The 20,675-nt window shown below is 59.6% G+C and carries 23 protein-coding genes; 1 reads left to right on the top strand and 22 read right to left on the bottom strand.

Annotated elements, in window-relative coordinates; translation table 11 throughout:
- Window positions 1-78: 78 nt before the first annotated feature.
- Entirely contained in the window at window positions 79-2,277 is a 2,199-nt protein-coding gene (locus tag ACO0K3_RS04885) for a DUF2357 domain-containing protein (protein WP_422982443.1), read from the top strand.
- A gap of 40 nt (window positions 2,278-2,317) precedes the next feature.
- Here ACO0K3_RS04885 and ACO0K3_RS04880 read toward each other — a convergent pair whose 3' ends face one another.
- The 22 genes from ACO0K3_RS04880 to ACO0K3_RS04775 all read right to left on the bottom strand — a co-directional run bounded on the left by ACO0K3_RS04880 (window position 2,318) and on the right by ACO0K3_RS04775 (window position 20,657).
- The gene (locus tag ACO0K3_RS04880) at window positions 2,318-2,758 is read right to left on the bottom strand and encodes a very short patch repair endonuclease (RefSeq protein WP_422982441.1); all 441 of its coding nucleotides are present in this window, start codon (window positions 2,756-2,758) and stop codon (window positions 2,318-2,320) included.
- Between the two features lie 141 nt (window positions 2,759-2,899).
- Window positions 2,900-4,780: a DNA cytosine methyltransferase gene (locus tag ACO0K3_RS04875; RefSeq protein ID WP_422982439.1), complete on the bottom strand. Its 1,881-nt coding sequence runs from the start codon at window positions 4,778-4,780 to the stop codon at window positions 2,900-2,902.
- A 69-nt stretch (window positions 4,781-4,849) separates the two neighbouring features.
- The gene (locus ACO0K3_RS04870) at window positions 4,850-5,668 is read right to left on the bottom strand and encodes a patatin-like phospholipase family protein (protein WP_422982437.1); all 819 of its coding nucleotides are present in this window, start codon (window positions 5,666-5,668) and stop codon (window positions 4,850-4,852) included.
- The gene (locus ACO0K3_RS04865) at window positions 5,665-5,889 is read right to left on the bottom strand and encodes a hypothetical protein (RefSeq protein ID WP_422982435.1); all 225 of its coding nucleotides are present in this window, start codon (window positions 5,887-5,889) and stop codon (window positions 5,665-5,667) included. The genes ACO0K3_RS04870 and ACO0K3_RS04865 overlap by 4 nt, the downstream gene beginning before the upstream one ends.
- A 302-nt stretch (window positions 5,890-6,191) precedes the next feature.
- Window positions 6,192-6,332 (bottom strand): hypothetical protein, encoded by a 141-nt coding sequence (locus ACO0K3_RS04860; protein ID WP_422982433.1) that lies wholly within the window; start codon window positions 6,330-6,332, stop codon window positions 6,192-6,194.
- A gap of 82 nt (window positions 6,333-6,414) precedes the next feature.
- Entirely contained in the window at window positions 6,415-6,876 is a 462-nt protein-coding gene (locus ACO0K3_RS04855) for a glycoside hydrolase family 73 protein (protein ID WP_422982431.1), read from the bottom strand.
- On the bottom strand, window positions 6,873-7,304 hold the full coding sequence (locus ACO0K3_RS04850) for a hypothetical protein (protein ID WP_422982429.1): 432 nt from the start codon (window positions 7,302-7,304) through the stop codon (window positions 6,873-6,875). The genes ACO0K3_RS04855 and ACO0K3_RS04850 overlap by 4 nt, the downstream gene beginning before the upstream one ends.
- Window positions 7,301-7,675 (bottom strand): hypothetical protein, encoded by a 375-nt coding sequence (locus ACO0K3_RS04845; RefSeq protein WP_422982427.1) that lies wholly within the window; start codon window positions 7,673-7,675, stop codon window positions 7,301-7,303. Before ACO0K3_RS04845 ends, ACO0K3_RS04850 begins: the two co-directional genes overlap by 4 nt.
- Window positions 7,676-7,740: 65 nt before the next feature.
- Window positions 7,741-8,214: a hypothetical protein gene (locus tag ACO0K3_RS04840; RefSeq protein WP_422982425.1), complete on the bottom strand. Its 474-nt coding sequence runs from the start codon at window positions 8,212-8,214 to the stop codon at window positions 7,741-7,743.
- 20 nt (window positions 8,215-8,234) lie between these two features.
- Window positions 8,235-9,656 carry a hypothetical protein gene (locus ACO0K3_RS04835; protein WP_422982423.1) on the bottom strand — a complete coding sequence of 474 codons (1,422 nt, stop codon included), beginning with the start codon at window positions 9,654-9,656 and terminating at the stop codon, window positions 8,235-8,237.
- 2 nt (window positions 9,657-9,658) lie between these two features.
- A complete protein-coding gene (locus tag ACO0K3_RS04830; protein ID WP_422982421.1) occupies window positions 9,659-9,970 on the bottom strand; it encodes a hypothetical protein in 312 nt (103 codons plus the stop codon).
- A gap of 13 nt (window positions 9,971-9,983) precedes the next feature.
- The gene (locus ACO0K3_RS04825) at window positions 9,984-11,342 is read right to left on the bottom strand and encodes a hypothetical protein (protein WP_422982419.1); all 1,359 of its coding nucleotides are present in this window, start codon (window positions 11,340-11,342) and stop codon (window positions 9,984-9,986) included.
- 18 nt (window positions 11,343-11,360) lie between these two features.
- Window positions 11,361-11,615 carry a hypothetical protein gene (locus ACO0K3_RS04820; RefSeq protein ID WP_422982417.1) on the bottom strand — a complete coding sequence of 85 codons (255 nt, stop codon included), beginning with the start codon at window positions 11,613-11,615 and terminating at the stop codon, window positions 11,361-11,363.
- On the bottom strand, window positions 11,615-11,953 hold the full coding sequence (locus ACO0K3_RS04815; RefSeq protein WP_422982415.1) for a hypothetical protein: 339 nt from the start codon (window positions 11,951-11,953) through the stop codon (window positions 11,615-11,617). Before ACO0K3_RS04815 ends, ACO0K3_RS04820 begins: the two co-directional genes overlap by 1 nt.
- Before the next feature lie 28 nt (window positions 11,954-11,981).
- On the bottom strand, window positions 11,982-13,655 hold the full coding sequence (locus ACO0K3_RS04810; RefSeq protein WP_422982413.1) for a hypothetical protein: 1,674 nt from the start codon (window positions 13,653-13,655) through the stop codon (window positions 11,982-11,984).
- A 2-nt stretch (window positions 13,656-13,657) separates the two neighbouring features.
- A complete protein-coding gene (locus ACO0K3_RS04805) occupies window positions 13,658-13,984 on the bottom strand; it encodes a hypothetical protein (RefSeq protein ID WP_422982411.1) in 327 nt (108 codons plus the stop codon).
- 79 nt (window positions 13,985-14,063) lie between these two features.
- The gene (locus tag ACO0K3_RS04800) at window positions 14,064-14,231 is read right to left on the bottom strand and encodes a hypothetical protein (protein WP_422982409.1); all 168 of its coding nucleotides are present in this window, start codon (window positions 14,229-14,231) and stop codon (window positions 14,064-14,066) included.
- Window positions 14,228-14,572, bottom strand: a complete 345-nt coding sequence (locus ACO0K3_RS04795) for a hypothetical protein (protein WP_422982407.1) — start codon at window positions 14,570-14,572, stop codon at window positions 14,228-14,230. The genes ACO0K3_RS04800 and ACO0K3_RS04795 overlap by 4 nt, the downstream gene beginning before the upstream one ends.
- Entirely contained in the window at window positions 14,569-18,660 is a 4,092-nt protein-coding gene (locus ACO0K3_RS04790) for a phage tail protein (RefSeq protein ID WP_422982405.1), read from the bottom strand. The genes ACO0K3_RS04795 and ACO0K3_RS04790 overlap by 4 nt, the downstream gene beginning before the upstream one ends.
- Entirely contained in the window at window positions 18,657-19,223 is a 567-nt protein-coding gene (locus tag ACO0K3_RS04785; protein ID WP_422982403.1) for a tail assembly protein, read from the bottom strand. Before ACO0K3_RS04785 ends, ACO0K3_RS04790 begins: the two co-directional genes overlap by 4 nt.
- Window positions 19,192-19,956 (bottom strand): C40 family peptidase, encoded by a 765-nt coding sequence (locus ACO0K3_RS04780; RefSeq protein WP_422982401.1) that lies wholly within the window; start codon window positions 19,954-19,956, stop codon window positions 19,192-19,194. The genes ACO0K3_RS04785 and ACO0K3_RS04780 overlap by 32 nt, the downstream gene beginning before the upstream one ends.
- Window positions 19,953-20,657 (bottom strand): phage minor tail protein L, encoded by a 705-nt coding sequence (locus tag ACO0K3_RS04775; protein WP_422982399.1) that lies wholly within the window; start codon window positions 20,655-20,657, stop codon window positions 19,953-19,955. Before ACO0K3_RS04775 ends, ACO0K3_RS04780 begins: the two co-directional genes overlap by 4 nt.
- Window positions 20,658-20,675: the final 18 nt, after the last annotated feature.

The following is a 20,675-nucleotide window of genomic DNA, read 5'->3' as shown; positions in this document are numbered from 1 at the left end:
TTTTCCGAGCCGGCAGTCGGTGGCCCCGTTACGATGACAATATACGCCCCCGGGGGCATGGAGTCCGCAATACAACGCTTGACTCCATCGGAGGTCGCCGAATTCGGTGAGGAGCCAATTCAGCTACTGGAAGGGCTTCGCTACGAATATGAGCTTTCCGATTCCAACTATCGCTTGGTCGAGGAAACGGGCGCCGGCATCGTTTCCGCCAGCTCCAACCCACATTTGGCACATTGCGGCACGCTGGTTACCGGACTCAATACCGGCAAACTGATACTTCAAGTTATAGACGCAACTGGCGCGCTTCTAGGCACTGCCGCCATTGAAATCAGACCCCGGAAGCTAGGCCATCGGGATCATTATCGACTGATGCTTGAAGACATTACAGAGGCTTGTGTCGGATTGGCGATGGACCTCAGGGCGCCTACAAGCATGAAACTTGCTCCGTCGCCGGGCAATTCGTCTTCAACCATACATCAACGCTTTTCTTTTCTCCGAGCACTCATCAGTTCAAGAGCATTTCGAGACGCGCTGCATCGAATATCAACGCATCCGCACAGTCGATGGGAGGCGGAAGAACGAATAATCGATGTGCGGCGCGGATTTCGCGCAAACGCAAAAACAATGCGTGAGATTGCGAAAGCCCCGCGGCGCGTGCCGATTCATGCTCGCCATCCGCTTGCAGCGGTGATGCCCTCAGTTCCCGAGCGAATTCCTACATATCGAAGCGCTCAAACAGAAGACACAAAGGAGAACCAGTTTGTTAAGTTTGCGTTGGAGTCGTTCGTCGCATTCTTGCGGCGTATGCAGCGCAAACTGGATGAGCTGGCGGCGGAAAAAGCCCGTTGTGGGCAAAAGAAAAGCGAAGCCGATTCGCGTTTGCAGACGCAAATCTCGGCATTGGAAAGCAATTTGCTTCATTCCCTGAATGCAGATATTTTTCGAAATCTGTCCGAACTCGATATCCTCCCCCTTGGAAGCCCGGTGCTTCAGCGTAAAGAAGGTTATCGGGAAATCTTCCAGTCGTGGTTAAAGTTCGATATGGCAGCGCGCTTGACGTGGAATGGCGGCGATGATGTTTATGGTGCTGGACAACGCGACATTGCTACTCTTTATGAATATTGGGTGTTTTTCAAATTGCTGTCGATTGTTTCCAACTATTTTGAATTGACAACGCCATTGGTCGAAACATTGATGGAGCAAACTGACGACGGCTTCGGCGTCAAGCTCAAGTCTGGCGAGCATCTAGCATTTGATGCAACACGAGTTGTCTGTGGGCGTTCGCTTAACGTGCAATTCGGCTACAACCGCTCCTTTGGAAGAAATGCCAAGCGGGGTTTTGCGGGATCATGGACGGAGAGGATGCGGCCCGACTGCACCTTGAGCCTGTGGCCAAGCGAATTCAGCGCGGTTGAAGCTGAGCACCAAGAAATAATGGTGCATGTTCACTTTGACGCAAAATATCGAATTGATGATTTACAGGAAATATTTGGTAAGGAAAGCAGCTCAACGCTAGACGAAGTGCCTGAGTCGGGGAATGGGAAATACAAGCGAGATGACCTCTTAAAGATGCACGCCTATCGCGACGCGATTCGGAGGACTCATGGCGCCTACGTTTTATATCCGGGCGAGGCGCAAAAGGGGTGGGAGGAATTCAACGAAATATTGCCTGGTCTTGGTGCTTTCCCTCTTCGTCCAGGTAGTGGGGATGACGTGCTTACGCGATTTATTGATGACATTGTGCAACATGTATGTGACCGTGCGACGCAGCGGGAACACAGTAACTTCAATAGCTACCGAATCCACAAAGCAGAAAAGCCAAATCGAATTCACGCTCCATTGCCGGAAAGGGATCGATCGACAGGCGAGCGTCTTCCTCCGCTTGCGGAAACGAATGTATTCGTTGGCACTACGCAGAGCATTGATCACTTCACTTGGACGTTGAGGAATAGTGTCTATGCTTACTGCGCCGGTGAGGCCGGCGAGGAGCTACGGATTGACCAAAGAATTTCGACGGCGCACTATTTGCTGATTTGCTCGCCTGGCTTGTTCCCATTGACGTCATTTGCAAAAATTGGTGGGAATGGCGCACGATTGTTGACTGCGGCGAGGCTCCGGACGATGGGCTGCCCTGGCATCGTTGACAAGGCAGTATATTTCGCATTTGACCTCGAGGAGGCTCCGGACTATAGCAATTTTGAATGGGATGTTAGTGCTGCAAGACTGCCAGATGTCTTGACCCTGGACACGGTAATTGACATGTTTTTGAGAAAGTAACGTGTCACCGGCGTCTTCCCCATGCCATGCTTACCCACGTTTAACCGAAATATGATTCGTCCACGGAGTCAGAGGGATGTTTCAGGCAATTCATAAGCCGCAGTGAGACGTCGCTGGCATCCCGAAGTTCGCATTCCCAAATCATGACGACACGCCAGCCGAGAGCAGTGAGCTTGGCACAATTTGCTTTGTCGCGCTCAATGTTCCGATCCAACTTCGGTTCCCAGTATTCTTGATGAGAAGCTGGTCTGCTCGCGAGCTTGCAGCCGGCATGTTGATGCCAAAAGCACCCATTGACAAGGACGACGGTCTTGTATTTCGGTAACACGATATCGGGGCGACCCGGAAGGTCTTTGCGGTGGAGACGAAAGCGAAAACCAAGTGCGTGCAACATCCGCCTGACTGCAAGTTCGGGTTTGGTGTTGCAGCTCTTAATCGCCGCCATAACGCGACTTCTTTGTTCAGGACCGATAGTGTCCACGAAGATGCTCGCATTGATTGTATTGCTGTTGGAACAACCAACTGCAACGGTTAACTACGAAATAGTATGGTACTCCCATGCAGCCTTGTGTTGAGTGGGCCGTAGCGGGGGCAGTTGTCCGCACATGGATCGAGATCGCGCTTACCGCACTTGTAGTATAGTCATTTGAATCCGTTGCCCGAGCCAACGCATCACCGGCACGGCCATGGAATTGCCGCACGCCTTGTATCGCGGACCGTCGGCGGCGGACTTGCCGCGCACAGGTACCAAAGTATAGTTGTCTGGGAAACCCTGTAGGCGCTCGCATTCCATGGGCGTCAGGCGACGCACCTGCATGCCGGTTGCGACATGCGGCGTGCTATCGCCGGTTTTGCAATCGCGCATCAGCATCACCGTGTCGCGCGGCGCTCCCCCCGTTTTGTTGTCCCGCGTGTAGTAGCGCGGCTCGAAGGCGACGCACCGCGCCACATAGCACGTCTGCTTCATGCCGGGCTGCGCGGCCAGCGCACCAACAATCTGGCCGTTGCCACCCATCATCCTGACTTCATCGCGGGTATTTTGAGCAAATGCATAAGCCACGCCTTGCGTTGACGCCGCGTCCAGGGTGTAGCTGGCGCCGTCATCGCTCCATCCTTTGCCATTCTCCGCCTTGCAGCGGCCAGATGTATCCTGCAGGGCAATGGCCACCGCCACCTGTCCGCCAGCATTGGCGTGGCTGGAAGCATGTCCCATTGCACGCAAGGTTGGGGACAATTCGGCGGCGGCGTCTGCTCCGTAATCCTTGCAGGAGAACGCGACAACCTCCTGATCACCCCCAATCGGCGGATGACGAATGTCGCCGGCGATCGCCACACACGGGGCGGCATCCCCTTTGCCCGACTCACCCGACCGTGCGCTGAGGCAATTGACCAGATCGCCCATGTCGCCGCGCCCGTTGCGCCCGATTCTTGGCTGAAACGCATACGCGGCAACCGCCTGCACTTCGGCGCGCGCTTCGATCGTGTACGCGATATCGGATTGAACACCGACACCATCCGGTCCGCTTTGCGGGTTGATCCGTAGCGCTCCGGCCTGAATTGCATATGCGGCGATCGGCGCTTCATGGTTGCAGGTCAGCGTCGGGCATGAGTCATGGCGTACTTCCGCTCCGCCCTGACCGTGGGCCATGCAAATGATGGGCGTGCCGCGCCCGGTGCCATCCTCGCTGGCATCGAATCCCTCGGCGCGCAGCGTATGGGCAACGTCGCCGGTCACGCCACACGCTACAGGCTGAATTCCTCCCGCGCATTCAAAGTCGGTGCCGAACCCGCCACCGCTTGAAGCGCGTGCTCCAAGAGTGCCGGTAATTTCTTGCCGCGATTCGCGGCGCGGCGCAATATCCCGGCGCACGCCGTCGAACTCAAAAAGTACCGCTGCGGGATCGAACCCGTCTCGAGCACTTGCGACAACGAACACACGGCGGCGTCGTTGGGCCACTCCGACATATTGGGCATCAAGCACCCGCCACGCGATTGTTCGGCGGGGGCCATATACACAACCAGCGTTCGGCCAGCGCTCGAATCCGCCGTTTTTCTTCCCTGGCGGGAGCAGCGGATCGTCTTCCCCTGCGAGCGCTCCCAGAAAGCAGCCGAAGGCATTGTCCTTGGTGGAGAGGACGCCGGGCACGTTCTCCCAGACGATGATGGCTGGAACAGTTCGCATTGCGTCGATTGCATTTGCTAGATCCACAAAAGAAAGTGATAACTGGCCGCGCGCGTCGTCCAGCGATTGACGCAGTCCGGCAAAAGAAAAGGCCTGGCAGGGCGTGCCGCCGACCAGTAGATCCGGCGCCGCCACCGCGCCGGATCGAACGAGAGCGGCGACCCCGGTCATGTCCCCCAGATTCGGTACGCCTGGGTAGTGATGCGCCAGCACGGCGCAAGGGAAGGACTCGATCTCGCAAAATGCGACCGGCTCCCACCCTAGCGGATGCCACGCGACAGTAGCGGCTTCGATACCGCTGCAGACGCTCAGATACTTCATGGAATATTCCTGTGATTTATTGATTCGGAAGGCCCAGGTATTGCCGGACGACCGTGTGAATGGCTTGGACTATGCGAATGTAGCCAGCGCATTTTTGGTGGTCTCGTACCCGTCCCGCATCAATCGGGTGCGAATGGCTACGGACATGTTGCGGTCGAGTCCGGATGCATAGCCGGTTTCGACAAACGCGAACTTGGCGCCATCCTGCTCATCCAGTTCCACATGGGTGTTTTCATTTGCGGACAGGATCAGGTCAATGACGCGCGGCGCGATGTCGAAGATCGAGTGCGTGCCGGCACCGAGCGGCGACTGCTTGGCAACCAGCTGAATGCCGATCCGGGGCAGCGCGTCATCGGTCAGCTTGTCGACCGGGATATTGTTGACCATCCCGCCATCCATCAGCATGACTGGCGTGTCAGCAGCGCTGGCCATGGTCACCGGCGCATAGACAAACGGGATTGATGCCGACGCGCGCGCGGCGAGAGCTACCGACACGTTCGGCGTGGCTGCCTTGCTGAACTCGAACGGCTGTTCGGTCGCGACGTTCGACGCCATGACGACCAGATCAATGTCCAGATCCGCGAATGTCTTGCCGCCTGTGTTTTCCGTGAGCCAGTCGAGCAGGGCGGTGCCGGAGCAGTACCCCAGATTGGTCAGCAGCGACCACGGAGAAAACGACAGCATGCCGGACCAGTCGTGTGACAAGGTCAGATCGCGCATGGCGTCGAGCGGCATGCCGCAGGCCGCCAGTGTCGCCACAATCGAGCCGCCAGAAGTACCGGCGATTTCAACCGGCGTGTAGCCGGCGTCCCGGATGGCCAGCAGCGCACCGACGTGCGCCGGAAATTTGAATCCTGAACCGCTGAGAGCAACCCGCAGCGGCTTCATTGCGCGGCTCCTGTAGCAGTCGATGCAGCCTGCACAACTGGATCCAAGGGCAATGCCGGCGAAGCAGGCGCGGCAATTGGCGCGACCGGCAAAGGGAAGCCGCCTGCGGCATTGTAAGTGGCCACGATACCGGACACCGCGCCGACAACGGCCGGTTTGATCTGCTCATACGTGACCACGGCCTGTCCGGTGGCGGTGAGCGCACCTTGCACGGTGTTCAATACCGTATTCAATTTGCTTTGACCCAGGTTCGGCCCTGGGTGAATGGCCTCCGCAGCAAGTACAAGCGAGTTCAGGGCCGGGAGGATCTGGGCGATGGCTTCGAGGGTGGCTAAAAAGGCTAACATGGTATGGCTCCTAATATTGACAGTGAAGAAAAGTGACAGATTCGATTCTGTCGAAGGTGGCCCGTACTGTTTCGGTAGCGGGATGTTCAGTTGCGGGTTGAAAAACAGGGACGGCCTCAAGCCGGCATGATGCGCAACCAGACAGGATGAAGGAGGCCAGGGTGAGGACGACGACGTTATGACTTGTCCGCACCCTGACCTCCGTTTGGGTTGGTCATGACGGCATGGAATACGCCACCGCCGACCAGGATTGCCTGCAGGGCGGCGATGAACGAACCTGAGTCCGCTTTGCCCAGCACCACCAAAGCGAACCACATGGACAGCACCAGACAAAAAATGAGCGCTTTGACGATCATTGCGATCTCCTTATCGAAAATGGTCAGCCAGCCTGGCTGGCGGTCAGCGGGAATCGAAGCGCGTCAGCGCGTGCGCCCGTATCACGGCAATGATCTTGCTGGCGTAGTCGGGGTCGGTTGCATAACCGGCAGCCGCGATGGCGTGGGTGAATGCTTCGGCATCGCCGCATTGCGCAAATGCAGGCTTGTATCGCGGGTTGGTCAGCAGGAAGGCAGCGTGATCAGTGATGCAGGAAAGCCAGTCCGGATATTTGCGCCAGTTGGCCGGCACGATGACCCATTCACCCTTGATAAACTCGCGGGTGCGCATGGCGAGGATGTCGCCATGCCACGCAGGGTCAGCCTTGACGCCAAACAGATTGTGGCCGTCAGTTGCCAGCTGCGATTTCCCCCAGCCTGATTCGAGTGCGCCTTCCGCGACGGTAAAGCTGGCCGGAATCCTGGTCTGTGCCATCGATACCTGTGCCGCAGGTGCGATCGCTGCGATGAAGTCGTCCGGATTCATGACTTCACCTCATCAGGCGCATACACAAAATCGAAGCGCTGGTACTTCTGCATGTTCCAGATCGGCTCGGGCGTGAAATGCTTTCCGTGGGGTGCCGGGCCGCGATGGTGTTTCTCGCATAACGGCTCGGTGTTATAGATGCTGTCGATGAAGTCAGCGGCGACGTGGAATGTTGTCCAGTTAAAGTCCGGATGCATGGATTTGACTTTGTCCCAGTTCACGCCATCGCTGTCGGCCCACTCAATGAACCGGTGGTGAATCTCAACCCGTTCGCGGCTGGCACATACGCCGCAAGTTGCTTGCAGCCAGTGCCAGTGCAGTTTCGTCGCCCTGAATACGGCGCTCTCAGTGCGCGGCGGATGGTCCGGGTAAAACACATCGATGGTGATGGTTTCGTGGATGGCGTGTTCGTGTGCAGGTGTGTTCATAGTGGATGTATTCCCAGGTGGTAAAGCAACATGGCCGCGCCGATCGCAAGGGCCGTCTTGACCAGCTCGCCGATCCATTTGCTCTTTTCTTTCAGTGCGTCTTCCATGCGCTTTCTTTCGGCGGCGGCATGGGCTTCGACAATCGCGTCGGTTCTGGCCCAGAGGCGGACGAATTCCGCCTTGTCCAGTTCGAGCTGGCTGAATGCGCGTTCCATGGCGCGCCGGTCTTCCGCCCGCTCGGCGTTGACCAGTGCCATCTGATGCATGTCGTCGGCCAGCCGGAGCAGTGCCGCCTGTAGCCTTTCGTGGTCACTCTCGAGAAACTCGACTTTCGATTCGACGCGGGTAATGCGTTCCTGATCTATTTGCATGTCATTCCTTTCGCCCATAAAAAAACCACCCGAAGGTGGTTTTAGAGGGCGTTGATATTGATGAATTACGGCGTCGCTGCAGCCGGTGCGCACCCTGCCAGAATGGCGGACGCGCGTTCCGCCGTCAGCAGTCCGGCCGATTGCAGCCTGCCGATGCCGGCAACGGTCGCGTTATTGGTCAGGTCGATGACGTCCGAGACCTTCAGCTTGTCCAGATAGACTTCGACTGCCACAACCGTTTTTGCCGCGGTATAGATCGCATCCAGTTCATCGGATGTGAACAGTTCCATGAACGCGAGACGGGTCAGGACGGTCGCAGGCGGACTGTGTGTCGCCTCCAGCGCGGTCGTCTGGGCCGCGTTCGTTGCGTGCAGCGCGGCGATGACATCGGCATCGGATCTACCTGGATACTGGTCAGTCACCACACCGTTGGTCAACTGGTAGCGGCAGGCCAGAGTCGAGCTACCATCCGGCAACGGATAGTCGCCATCGATTTCGGAAACCGACGCGCCGCCCTTGTCATGAAAAGTAATAAACATATTTGCGCTTCTCCGGTAAATTAATAGGGCAGTTCAGATTGCAGGGCGAACTCCCACACCTGGCTCATGCCCGGGTAGTTCGTCGTATTCGGGGCAGTGGCAACCGGCAGATACAGGTTGGCGTTGGTCCACACCGGCGACGCGCCGGCAGTCACGCCGGGTGTGACGAATCCCTGGATATACGCGCCTTGATTGTTGCTCGCGTAGTAGTTACCGGAGAACCAGTTCGCGAAGCCATCGTCGCCATACGGCAAGACCTGGCAGCCGCCGCTTGTCAGTGCATACTGGAAACCGCGCGCCCAGGAACTGTTACGTTTGTCGACCACGAAAGATTCGATGCCGGTGCCATAGTAGTAATACGGGCAGAAGCAGATGACCAGCTGGCCGTTGCGCGACTGCATGGTCTTCATGCCGTAGTCGCTGCCCTGCTCCAGCCCGTAGCTGGTGGTCGTGGTGATGGAATCAAGCAGGGTGAAGGTATTGGTCGTGTCGCCGCCGGTTCGTACCATCTTGAACAGGCGAATAGCAGCGGACGGAAAGAATGCCATCAGGTAGATGTCGCCGCTGTCGACCAGCACCGGCGTCACGCGATATTGCGACTCGGTCGTATTCGAACCCCAGCCACTGACGGTGTTCATGTTGACAGTTTGCGCGACATCCGGTACGCCCAGCGCAGTCACGTCGACCGTATCGAAGTTGATGTTCTTCCAGATCTTCACGTCGAACTGGCCAGCGACGCTGGTGTTGTAGGCGACCGTGACGAATTCCTTGCGCACGTTGTTGTAGGAGGCAGAGCCGAACTGGCTGGCAATCTGCGATCCTGCGCCGAACTGCGCGGCGATGGATTTTGTACGCGCCTTGCTTTTTTGCAGCGCGAGCAGGGAAGGCGGCGTCGGACGCCAGCGACTGGTCAATGACACCTGGCCGGCGTTAAGCGTCAGGACCGCATTGCGATCCCTGTGATCGCTGTTGATATACGAGAAGTTTGTTTGCGCCATGACGGTATTGGTGCCGGCGCGCTGGACCGTGTTGCCTTGCAGGCCGCGTTCGGACACCCAGGTATTGTCATTGCCGAATTCGCCGCTGTTATTGGTGGCATTGACCCACGAACTGGTGGTGCCGTTGGAGCTGGGCTGCGTTTGCGTCGGCCCGCCGTTGTAGGCGCCAGAAGTCTGGGCATGATCCTTGTAGGTTGCAAGGAAGCGGTCAAAGGAAGCGGACGCGCCGCCACCTGTCGCCTGGCCGGCACCGACCGGTCCTGCGTTATATGGCGCGATGGCGCGAAACTCCGCATCGAGGAACACCGTTTCATTGATCGAATTCGAGGAATTGGCGGAAATAAGCGCATACGATGCGCGCGGTAGGGATGCCGCCGACATCTGGTGTGATGGACTGATGACATTACCAATAGCTGCAGGCATTGCTGTGAGTGTGCGTCCCATGCTTATTCCTCCAGCCCAAGGGCGATAAAGTTCGTGTTGGCAGTATCCGACTGCACCGTGATCGCTTCGCTGGCTGTCAGCTGGATGCCAGTGCGCTCGAACACGCCGTTGCCGGGGATCGGGGTGTCGTATTCGATATAGCTTGCGGGGAGTGTCGCGTTTTCACCGACGCTGCGCAGCGCCAAGCGAATCTTGACCGGTACCGCGTTCCTGTTGCAAACCTCGACTGCTGCGAGGCCGTTCTTTCCCACGCTGACCGCATAGAGGACAGCTTCGGTGGCCGCTGCCGGCGACTGTTTTCCTAAAATTGCCATGTTCCTTTTCCTTTTAAAATTGCGATGCGTAGAAAGCGGTTTTCATCCTCGAGACGCCCTGCACCCAGAGCGGGTTGACGCCGTCGTTGCCGAGCACCAGCCCAGCCTTGCCCGCCATGCCGGGCAACACGCTCTGGCCCAGCGCCAGCACCTGCAGGTTGGAAGCAGCGAGGTCGGACGCAATCGACGCGCCGGCCACATGGTCGACCAGCGCGATGTAAGTGCTGATGTTGTCGGTGACGATGTCGTTTGCCAGATAGCTGACGCCTGTTCCCCACACGCCGCGCCAGCGGATCCCGCCGTTGAATTTCTGCCAACGGGCCGCAGCGAGGTCAATCTGGAAGGCGGCCGACGCGTGATAGGCCAGCGCGACATAGGTGTTGCCGCCATAGCTGACGATGTCGTTGACGTAATACTGCGTGGCAGTCGCCCACGGGCCGATCAGGCGGAAGCCTGAGACCACCAGCGACCAGTAGGCGGCGCTGGTCGGGTCGTTGCCCAGCGTGTCCTGCCTGGCCTGGTACAGGCTCCCGCCGAATACCACCTGGTCGTTCATGTAATACTGGGTCGCAGCAGAGTAAGCGCCGCGGTTGGCTACGCTTTGTGTGAGCAGCGTCCAGTACGCGACATTGGTTGGCAGGTTACCTGTGGTGTCGCCCTTGGCGATATAGCAGTTCGCGCCATAGGACACCATGTCGCCCTTGACGTAACCCGCCACGGCTGAATAGGTGCCTTTGGGCGCCATGCCGGCAACGAATGCCTGCCAGAAGGCCGGATTGCTGGGCAGGTTGCCGATCGTATTGCCAAGCGCAATGTAGACGCTGCCACCATAGGCGACGACATCGTTTTTAACGTAGGCGGTCGCCGCGTTATAGATGCCCTGCGGGTTGATGCCGGACACGAAGGGTGTCCAGTAGGTGGCGTTGCTGGGCAGGTTGGCAGTGGTGTCGATATTGGCGATATAGACGCTGCCACCATAGATCACCATGTCGTTCTTCTTGTAGGGCGTGGTGCCGGAGTACGCGCCCATGAACTCAATGCCATCCGCGAACTGGGACCAGTAGGTGGCATTCGGTGGAATCTGTCCGGTATTGTCGGCGATCGCGACATACACCTTGCCGCCATACGCAACTGCTTCGCCGACGTGATAAGCCTGGGTTGGCAGGAAGGTGCCGGTAAAATTGAAACCCTTGACCATCAGTGCCCAGTGGGTGGTGTCGGTCGGCAGGATGCCGGCCTGGGCCAGCGCGAATGTGTAGCAATAGACGTTGCCGCCGTATTTCACGATGTCGTTCGCTTCATAAATCGTGGTGGCCAGCCAGTCGCCGGCAAAATGAAAGCGCAGTTTGCCGAGATCGATGATTTGCGTCATGTGTTCCTCAGTAGATGGTCAATAAATAGTTAAGAGAAGGTGGCCGTTGGCGTCGAAAGAAAAACCAAGCGTGTCCGTCGTCCACACGAATTGGCGGTAGTCGTCGGCGCGAATGACCGAGGGGTCGGGCATGGACACGATTGAGACGCCGTCGTTGATGACTTCGACATTCAGGTGCCCGGTTTGCGGGTTGAGGCGGAATCCATAAAAGCTCTTGTCGCCGAGATCGGTGCCGGCGGTGTCCCCGCTGCCGACTGCATAGAATTCGGCCATCAGGACACTCCCTCAAGCACGGATACGCTGGCATCGAACGCGTTGGCAAGCACCGATTGCGCCATGATCTGGTCGCCGGGCAGCAGAATGCATTTCCTGCCTTGCGCGGGATCGACTGACTGGCCTCCCGCGACTTTTCCATTACGCAGCAGGTTGATGTCGCCCCCGCCGGCATTGGCGACGGGCCGAATGATCACCGTCAGTGGCAGTGCGCCGGGCGTCTTGTTGGTAAGGATGCAGCCGACCAGCACCGCCTTGGTATTGGCGGGTGCCACGTAGAGCGGAGTCAGGGTGGCACCGATATTTGCAATCGGCGTGCGTGTAAATGCAGTTGTCATTCAAGATCTTTCCGTCGGGTGAAATGGATCAGCTTCCAAAAACAAGCGCGTAGGCGATCGGATCAACGTAACCCGCCAGCTGGTCGACGCTGGGCCGGTTGGACAGATCGGCATAGTTGCCCGATGTGGAAACGGCAGCCAGTCCGGAGATGTCTGCGGCACCAAGCTGCACTGCGCCCTGCTTGCCAGCGACGGACGTCACAAGGTTGCCGGCAGTTGCCTGCTGCGCCGCCTGTACGGCGATCGCGGCAGACGCGGATGCATCGCTGGCTTTTCCGGTAGCCGTTGCCGCCGCCGAGACCGCGGTGTCCCTGCTTGTTCCTGCCGTGGCAGTCGATGCCGCGGCATTGACGGCGGAGGTGCTTGCGCTGGTCGCTGCTGTAGTGGCGATGCCGGCTTCGGTCGACGCAGTGGCGGCACTGGTTGCCGCTGTGCTCGCCTGTGTCGTGGCGATACCCGCCTGGGTAGTTGCGGTCGCGGCGCTGCCAGCGGCGGCGCCTGCCTGCGTAGTAGCTATTCCTGCCTGTGTGGAGGAAGTGCTGGCGGCGGTAGTCGCCGTTGACGCCTGCGCGGTGGCAATCGATGCCTGTGTCGCAGCAACGGTGGCGCTGCTGGCGGCAGCATTTGCCTGGGCAGTGGCAATTCCGGCCTGGGCTGTTGCGGTGCCCGCAGACGTTGTCGCCGTGCTTGCCTGCGCGACGGCGATACCTGCCTGGGTGGTTGCCGTGGTCGCGGCATCGCCTGCAGTCGACGCCGATGCGGCTGCACTGGCGGCGCTAAGTACAGCGTTGTGCGTCGCAGCCTGCGCGGTGCTGTCGTAGTCGCCCCAGGCAACGCCGTCATAGACGCGCAGCTTGCTGGAGGTCGTATTGAAATACTCGACGCCGGCAACCAGCGCATTGCCGTTTCCATCCAAAGCCGGATCAGCAGCGAAATGACCGAGAAATACGGACCGGAAAAAACTGAGTGCCGCCGCCAGCGACGAAGCCGATCCTGCCGCGGCAACGGCGCTACCCTGCGCGGCGGTGGCCGATCCGGTCGCAGAAGTTGCGCTCGCCGATGCTGCGTCGCGAGCAACGAGCGTCGTCGTCAGTGCGCTGCCAGCGTTGCTGGCAGCAGTCTGTGCTGAGATGGCGGCAGCGGTGGCAGTGCCTGCTGCAGTTGTCGCGGTATTCTTGCTGTCCAGCGCGGATGCGGCAGCGGCCAGGCTGGCGGGATTGACGTCTCCGACATCGCCTTTCGGGCCCTGAATCGAACTGGATTTCCACGTCGTCCCGACCCAGACATAAAGGCTGCTGCCGATCAGGTAGGCGTCGCCCGTTGTGCCCGAGGCGGGTAGCAGGCCGGGATCGGTCAGCACGCCTTTCAGTTGCAGGCCCGCTCCGACCAGATTGCCGGCCAGGTAAGCATCCCTGAAACCACCGAAGGTGTTCAGCAGCGCGGATGCCTGTGCAGCCAGGTCAACAATGTAAGATTGCGTCGGTGCAATCGCATAAGGCGCATTCGCTATGCTCGAACCGGTATAGCTGGCGACGAGTGTCAAGGCAGTTGCGCTCGTTACACTGCCAACTTCGTAGATACGGCCGTCCGGCGCGCAGAAAATGCCGCCCGACGACACATGCGTCACGAAATCGGTACCGATGCCGGTAACAGCATTGCTGCCACTAACCAGCGAGACCGATCCCGTCTTGTACCATGCCATAATCAGTCGGCTTCGTGTACGAGTACTGCGCCGGCGAATACGTTCTGCAACGCAGAAGCGCCATCTGCGCTCACAGGCGCAGGCATAACCACCGCCGCGTACAGCCAGTCGAGCGCGGCTGTGGCGTTGGGAATACCTGGCACCTGGACGTTGTGGTGCATCAGCGCATTGCGGCCAGCTGCCTGCGCATCCTGCGACACATAGCCTTCAAGCAGCGCGGTGGAGAGCTGGTTGCGCACATCGACCGAGTAAAAATGTATGACATGGAATGTCGAGTCGGCCCCGGTGTTCGGGTCCTCGATCCGCGCGCTGATACCTTTAATGGTCATGAGGGATTTCCTTGTTTATGAAGTTGCGGACGTAAAAAAGCCACCCGAAGGTGGCTGGTAGTGAAAGTGCAAATTCCAGTTACGATTTCGGATAGCGCTGCTTGACGGCGTCACATCTGGCCAGGTACGCGGCCATTTTTGATGCGTCCCCCTTTGCCTGCCAGTAAAGCGCATCGGCCAGATCAGCGAGCGGCGGGTATACTTTCGCGCGTAACACGCGGTAATCCTCGGTGTGATAGATGATCATTTTGTGATGGTAAAAATGGCGTCAAGAAACGGAAAAGCGATCACGGTGACCGCGTAGGTCCCGGCCAGCGTCAGGTTGAGCGTCGCCGTGCTGTCGGTACACGGGTATTCGGACGCATTGATCCGGATCACGCAGGGCGCTGGCAGGTTCGATAGTGTGGCGCCAGCGAACGTGGCCGGATTCACCGGTCTTGGTAACGCCACTCCGTCGGCGATGTAATGCCGGTCTGCATCCACTGTGCCGGCATAGATGTTGCCGTCCTGCAGCGCCAGCATGGCGGCAGGCATGCTGCCGGTCGCCAGTATCCGGCCAGTGTTGTCGTATTTGGCAAAGTCCGTCATCGCATCGCTCCCAGCACAGTCAACGACCAGTTTCCGAGATTCCAGGTGCCTCCTCCAGGCCAGTCGTTAGCGAACCACAGCGTGAAGGAATGGGCGCCCGCCGCGAGATTGACGACGGCGGATGCCACGTGGGAAGTGGTAATACTGGACGGCGCCGTGTCCGACGCAGCCAGAACGGTATTGCCGTCCGCCCGTATTTCCACCCTGGTGTTGCCGCCGTCACCAGGCGCACCAGATTGCCACGTCACCAGCACGATCACCGGCGTCGTCACGGTGTAACTGACGTTGAGCGTGGCGGCAAAGACCTGCGACATCACATAGCTGCCGCTCCCGGAAAACGGTCCGGCGCCGCCGTTGCCGCTGATCGATGCCGGAATCGTGACAGCATTGCCGCCGATATTGAGCGTCCCGACTGCAGCCGAGGCAATCTTTGCGTTTGTGATCCAGGCGGTGCCGATCAGCGCCTGGCTGATAAAGGTCTGCCCGCCCTGGATCACGAAGGGTGTGGTCAGTGTGCCGCTGCTCTCGTCGATCATCGCGACGCGGTTAGCGGACAGCAGGATCTGCGATTCGACGATGCCGGTGCTGTTCGAGACGCCGACGCCGATTGAGGCCAGATAGGTCCGGCCTCCGGTGGCGATCTGCGTCTTGATGGTGGACATCGCCGATAGCTGTCCATTGGTTGATGCGACCGCGCTGGTGGCAGTCTGCGCCGATGCGCTGGCGTTATTAGCGGTCGCCGCGACTGTCGTGATGGAAGACGATAAGGCACTGTCGGCGCTGGCGCGCGCAGACGCTTCCGACTGGATCGCAGCCGCATTGCCGTTGGCAGTGGCGACCACGCTGTCGATGCGGGTGGAGAGGGCACCGTCCGCACCGGCTCGCGCATTCTGCTCCGTCACGATGGCGGCAGTATTGCCGCTGGCGGTCGCCACCACGTTATCGATACGGGTGGATAACGAACCATCGGCGCTGGCGCGCGCATTTTGCTCTGAGACGATGGCAGCGGTATTGCCGTTGGCCGTTGCAGCGACGCTGTCTACCCGTGTCGATATGGCACTGTCGGCATTGGCACGCGCACTTTGTTCGCTGGTGATGGCAGCCGTGTTGCTGTTTGCGGTCGCCGCCACGGTCGTCACCAGCGTCGAGAGCGCACTGTCCGCGTTGGCGCGGGCGGTCTGCTCAGTGAGGATCAACGCGGTATTGCCGTTGGCGGTAGCTGACACGCTGCTGATCTGGCTCGCCAGCGCGTCAGTGGCTGTGATGCGTTTGGTCGCTTCGGTCGTCACCTGGGTGGCGACGCCACCGATGGTCGATGTCAGCGTGTCACGCGCGGCTTTCAGCGCATTGTCCGCAGCGATCAGGCCGGTCAGCTGGGTCGCCGCCAGCTGGTCCTGCTGGCCAACTCCGTTCAGCAGTACGTCGATCTGCTGCAGCACCGGGCCGATGAGCGTTTCCGCATCCTCGATCGGTTTCAGGACGTCCTGCCCGAGTTCCGTCTTGCCGATCTGGCCGGCGAGGTAGCTGAGGATATCGGACGCGTCGGTACTTGTGGTGGCCGACGCTGGCCCCGACCATGCGCTGGAATTGCCGCTGGTATCCACCACCCGCGCCCAGTAGTAACGGGTGATGCCGGCACCCAGACCCTGCTGCGTCCATTGTGCGGTCGGGTAGGCGATTTCGGCCAGCTTGACGGCGCTTGCCTGGTCGCTCGACGCGCCGCCCCAGATTTCAAGCAGCTTTGTGTCGACCGCTGAAGCATAGATCCAGGTCAGATGTATCTGGAGGATATCACCGGCGGCTGACAGTGCGGTCAGCGGCGTTGGCGCGGTCGTCTTGGGACTGACTACATAGGTGAGAACTGACGGGACAGATTCACGTCCGATGGTGGATACAGCCACCACCGAAAAGTAATACGTGGTCAGGTCGACATTGTCGATATCGATCGAGGTTTGATGCACTTCGCGCGCGTCCTGCTGTCCTGACGCAGTGCGCCAGGACACGCGGAAGGTTCCTGCGGACGACTCCCACGACAGGGTCAGGCGCAGTCCTGCGACGTGACCGGCGACGATGTAGGGAGATGTCATGGCGGTCAGGTTGCCCGGACTGTCCGGCGCGGTCTTGATGTTGCTGACCTGCGGCAGGTCGAACATGACTCCCCGGTCGACCAGATCGAACAGGCCATCGTAGTGCGCGATCGCCATCACGTCGACCACGTTGTTGCCGCTCTCCTGCACACCCATCACGCGCCAGGTCTCGGCGGCGAGGTCGTTGGCCGCAATCACGAAGATCGCATTGGTTTGCGGCGCAGTTGCCAGTGGCGGCGATATATTGACAATGTGGGTCGTGCCGGCCGGATCAATGATTGCACAGGCGTTGGTGCTGCCATCGCTGCCGATGACATTGATCGAATAAGTCTTGCCGTCTTCCAGCACGAAATCGGCATCAAGCGTCAGTACCGAGGCGGTTGACGGACCGAGCCTGCCGCCCATGCGCTTGCCGGCGCGATTGAGGTCGGCGGTCTTGATGATCGCGCCCGGATAGAGCGCGCAGCCGTCCAGTCCCGCCTTGAATGCAACCGATTCGGTCGCGTATTTTTCGGTGGCCAGCAGCCAGTGGCCCAGCCGGTGTGCCTGCCCCTTCGATGCGCAGCCAAAGGCGGTCAGTTGCGTCTGCACCACGCCCAGCTGCCTGACTCCTTCGTCGTCCTGTACATACTCTATTTTCTGACGGTAGAAATCGGCGGGATCGTTCCAGCCTACCAGCGCCACGGTGTGACGCTGCTTGATCGATGTGCCGGAGTAATTGAAGACGCCGTCGATCACGTTCGCGTTCGTATACAGGGCGCTGGCGTCTGCCGGGCGATCCTGCATCGCAACGATGGTGCCGGCGCTCCAGAACGTGATGGCGCGGAAGATCGAGGCGAAATTCTGGGCGACCGAATACGCTTCGGCGCGTGTTTGCAGATACAGGTTGCAGGTAAAGCGCGGTTCGAAGCCTCCATAACCGTCCGGCACGGTCTTGTCGCAGTAGCGCGCGATCGCATACAGCGACCACTTGTCGATGCTGGACGGATCGATGAAATCGCCCAGTCCGTAGCGGCCGTTGGTCAGCAGGTCGTAAAAGCACCAGGCCGGATTGTCCGACCATGCCAGCTTGAAGCTGCCGTCCCACAGGTCGCCATAGGTGCGCGCCACCGGGTCGTAATTAGTGGGAACGCGGATGATGAGGCCCTTGATGCCGTAGGCACGGCTCGGGATGGACGTGAACTGCGCAGCGTCGATCTGGGTGCCCACCAGCGCCGAGTTCGGGTAAGCCAGGCGCGAACCGATGATGCCGGTATAGCTGTCGAAGTAGGTCTTGTTGTTGACTGCTGAGGTCGTGGCGTCGCCCGTCACGCGGGTGACGCGCACGTCCCACGGTCCGGCCCCTTCCAGCTTGATCAGGTAGGCGCGCTGGTAGCGGCTGCTGGTCTTGCCGGCAATCGTGTCGCTGACCCTGTTGACATAGCCGCCGCCATTGGTCTGTATCTCGATTGTGATGTCGACGGAACTGCCGGTGATATTGCCATTGGTCGTGTCCTGCGTGGTCAGGGCCGGTACCGACACGGTGACCCGCAGGCTGTCGAGATTCGGGTTCGTCAGCGTGCGCACGATGGGCACGCCGTTCTTGACTTCGACACCGACCGCCGTTTCATATTCGACGTCGGAGACGCCATCAAGCGGCAACTGGTCCTGCGTGCCGTTGCGCCACTGCGCGGCGACATCGACGAAATTGAAGGTGCCGTTCGCATTCTGCAGCGGACCGCCCGAAACCTGAGAGGACCCGTCGGCGTTCTGCAGTGGCACTTCGTTCAGGTAGATCGATTGCAGGCCATTGATCAGTCCGACAATCGGCCCTTCGCACAGGACATCGATGACGCGCGCAATCTGCCGGGAACGCAGGCTGTCGGACGCCTCCGTCGCGCCGGATCCGCCGCCGCCCTTGCCACCCCCGCCAGCGCCGCGGATGATTGGTGCGTGTGCGGGGGTATCCAGTTCGGCAGCAGAATCGATAACAGAAATAATGTTAGAAACGGCGGTACTCATACTGCAATCTGCTCCACTGACAGCCCGGCTGAGACAACCTGCGAGCCGACGATCATGGCGCCGTAGCAGATCGGCACCGGATTACCCTGGGCGGTGGTGTTGACCGGGCCGTTGAAGCAATAGGAAGCCTGGTTGTTGGGAGGCGTGGCTGGTCCGGGAGGGCGTATCAGCATCTGCGTGATGCCGCCGACCATCATCGAAACACCGATATTCACCAGCCACGACTGGTCGAAATAGGCGCCGACTACGACCAGCACCGCACCCAGTATCGTCTGGAACACACCGTGCCCGGCTCCGGCCACGACCGGCACGATCCTGATGGTGGCGTCATCGCTTGATGTCAGCAGATCCTTTTGTCCGACATTGGTCTTGCCGACAAATACATGAAAGCCTGGCGCAGAATGCTGGAACAGGTATGCCTCGAATCCTTCCAGATTGGCGCGCAACGCGCGTATCGCTTCTGCCGGCGACCTGACATCGAACCGGAACACGCGCCCGAACCGCTTGCCGAGGTGACCGTATAGCCGGACTTCACGCATCGTGTTTTGCATCGCATCGTGCATCAATCAAACTCCTGTGCCGGACTACCTTGACGGTGCTGCGCTGCCAGTAGCCGCCATAGATATCGCGGCTCGACAGACGATGCATGCAATGCTGCAAGATGAGTCCGTCGCCGATATACACGGCTGCATGGTTGGGCACTTCCGCTCCGATCTGCATCAGCAGGCCATCGTGTTTCTGCATCGTTTGGTCGTTAGTCAGAGTGACGAATCCGGCGCGCTGGAAATTGTCCAGATAGAGATTGCCGCCCGCTATATTGCTTCCCTTCAGCCACCATTCCTCGTCGCGCTCGAAATCGGGAAGGTCGAGCGCGAGTTCTTGCCGGTAGTAATCCCGGATCAGCGAATAACAATCCAGTATGCCGTGCGAAAACGGTCGCCCGACCAGCGGCGCCTGGTAACCGGTCGGTGCAAAGGTATGGAGCGCGCCCGTCGGCCAGTTGACGATGAGCCATGGCAGTCCCGAGCGTTCGCAGCCGACCAGATCGGCTTCCGACGGAAGCGGCGACATGCCGGGATGGCTGTGAACGATGTGCGTGATCTCGCCGGTTTCCTCGGCTGCAGCATAGTCCTGCGGACTGATCGCGAAGTGGCTGTTGCCGGGCGCAATGTTGGCGCAGGGGACATAGCGCTGCCTGCCACGTGCAACGACCACCACGCCGCAGCATTCGCGCGGGTAAGCCCGTTCGGCGTCGGCCCGGATCGCGGCGAGTACGGCGTCGCAGATCGGATTCATTGCACCAGCCCGCAGCCGGGAAAGCCGCCATACGGCAGCACGCCGGAGCCAAAGCGCAGCTTGCAGTCGGTGAGCCGCTTGCCGCACAAATCGAGCATGAGGTCGGCGGTGGCGGTGCCATCTTCTTTTGCGACCGCGCCGCCGGCATAGCCGCATTCCGGCGAGCGGTAGACCCAGGCGCAGCAGTTCTGGATCATCTGGCGCCGTGGCAGCGCGACACCCTGCATGTCCAGCGCTGACGCCAGTTCAAATTCCATCTGGGTGGGGTTTTCATTCGCCTTGCGGTCGATGATCCAGATGTCGTCCGGCAGCGCCTGATTGGGATCCGCCTGCGGATTGCCGGCCGCAAAATTCACTGCATCCAGGAAGCGCGCGAACGTGCGCTTGCGGATGAACCGGCAACCCAGGAAATAGCCGAACTGGCGTGCCTGGGCGCCCATCAGGCCCTGCGCATTGGATACTTTGACAACCGGACGCGGCAGCGCGCCCGTGCTGCGTTTGTCGAAGCCGGTCGCCTCAATCGGAAAGCGGGAATAGGTCTGCCCCTGCCATACGACGTCGCCCGACAGTTCATTGGTGCCTGTATGAAAATGAAACACGCCGCCGCCCTGTTTGGCGAGGTCCAGCACGAACAGTTCAATCAGTGCGGAAGGCGCGAGACTCTGAATTTCAGACTGGATGGTGTCGGGTTGGAGTGTCATGGAAATAAAATGCCGCTC

It is taken from the genome of Undibacterium sp. Rencai35W, from assembly GCF_049340185.1.
Classification (GTDB): Bacteria; Pseudomonadota; Gammaproteobacteria; order Burkholderiales; family Burkholderiaceae_D; genus Undibacterium.
The sequence above is the reverse complement of the archived record's forward strand: the minus strand, read 5'-3'. Positions and strand labels throughout refer to the sequence as shown.

Bases quoted from the DNA above. Each gene is read 5' to 3' on its own strand.
- ACO0K3_RS04875 (WP_422982439.1), bottom strand. From the start codon at position 4,780: ATGAAGTATCTGAGCGTCTGCAGCGGTATCGAAGCCGCTACTGTCGCG.
- ACO0K3_RS04870 (WP_422982437.1), bottom strand. From the start codon at position 5,668: ATGAAGCCGCTGCGGGTTGCTCTCAGCGGTTCAGGATTCAAATTTCCG.
- ACO0K3_RS04860 (WP_422982433.1), bottom strand. From the start codon at position 6,332: ATGTGGTTCGCTTTGGTGGTGCTGGGCAAAGCGGACTCAGGTTCGTTC.
- ACO0K3_RS04855 (WP_422982431.1), bottom strand. From the start codon at position 6,876: ATGAATCCGGACGACTTCATCGCAGCGATCGCACCTGCGGCACAGGTA.
- ACO0K3_RS04850 (WP_422982429.1), bottom strand. From the start codon at position 7,304: ATGAACACACCTGCACACGAACACGCCATCCACGAAACCATCACCATC.
- ACO0K3_RS04845 (WP_422982427.1), bottom strand. From the start codon at position 7,675: ATGCAAATAGATCAGGAACGCATTACCCGCGTCGAATCGAAAGTCGAG.
- ACO0K3_RS04840 (WP_422982425.1), bottom strand. From the start codon at position 8,214: ATGTTTATTACTTTTCATGACAAGGGCGGCGCGTCGGTTTCCGAAATC.
- ACO0K3_RS04835 (WP_422982423.1), bottom strand. From the start codon at position 9,656: ATGGGACGCACACTCACAGCAATGCCTGCAGCTATTGGTAATGTCATC.
- ACO0K3_RS04830 (WP_422982421.1), bottom strand. From the start codon at position 9,970: ATGGCAATTTTAGGAAAACAGTCGCCGGCAGCGGCCACCGAAGCTGTC.
- ACO0K3_RS04825 (WP_422982419.1), bottom strand. From the start codon at position 11,342: ATGACGCAAATCATCGATCTCGGCAAACTGCGCTTTCATTTTGCCGGC.
- ACO0K3_RS04820 (WP_422982417.1), bottom strand. From the start codon at position 11,615: ATGGCCGAATTCTATGCAGTCGGCAGCGGGGACACCGCCGGCACCGAT.
- ACO0K3_RS04815 (WP_422982415.1), bottom strand. From the start codon at position 11,953: ATGACAACTGCATTTACACGCACGCCGATTGCAAATATCGGTGCCACC.
- ACO0K3_RS04810 (WP_422982413.1), bottom strand. From the start codon at position 13,655: ATGGCATGGTACAAGACGGGATCGGTCTCGCTGGTTAGTGGCAGCAAT.
- ACO0K3_RS04805 (WP_422982411.1), bottom strand. From the start codon at position 13,984: ATGACCATTAAAGGTATCAGCGCGCGGATCGAGGACCCGAACACCGGG.
- ACO0K3_RS04800 (WP_422982409.1), bottom strand. From the start codon at position 14,231: ATGATCATCTATCACACCGAGGATTACCGCGTGTTACGCGCGAAAGTA.
- ACO0K3_RS04795 (WP_422982407.1), bottom strand. From the start codon at position 14,572: ATGACGGACTTTGCCAAATACGACAACACTGGCCGGATACTGGCGACC.
- ACO0K3_RS04790 (WP_422982405.1), bottom strand. From the start codon at position 18,660: ATGAGTACCGCCGTTTCTAACATTATTTCTGTTATCGATTCTGCTGCC.
- ACO0K3_RS04785 (WP_422982403.1), bottom strand. From the start codon at position 19,223: ATGCACGATGCGATGCAAAACACGATGCGTGAAGTCCGGCTATACGGT.
- ACO0K3_RS04780 (WP_422982401.1), bottom strand. From the start codon at position 19,956: ATGAATCCGATCTGCGACGCCGTACTCGCCGCGATCCGGGCCGACGCC.
- ACO0K3_RS04775 (WP_422982399.1), bottom strand. From the start codon at position 20,657: ATGACACTCCAACCCGACACCATCCAGTCTGAAATTCAGAGTCTCGCG.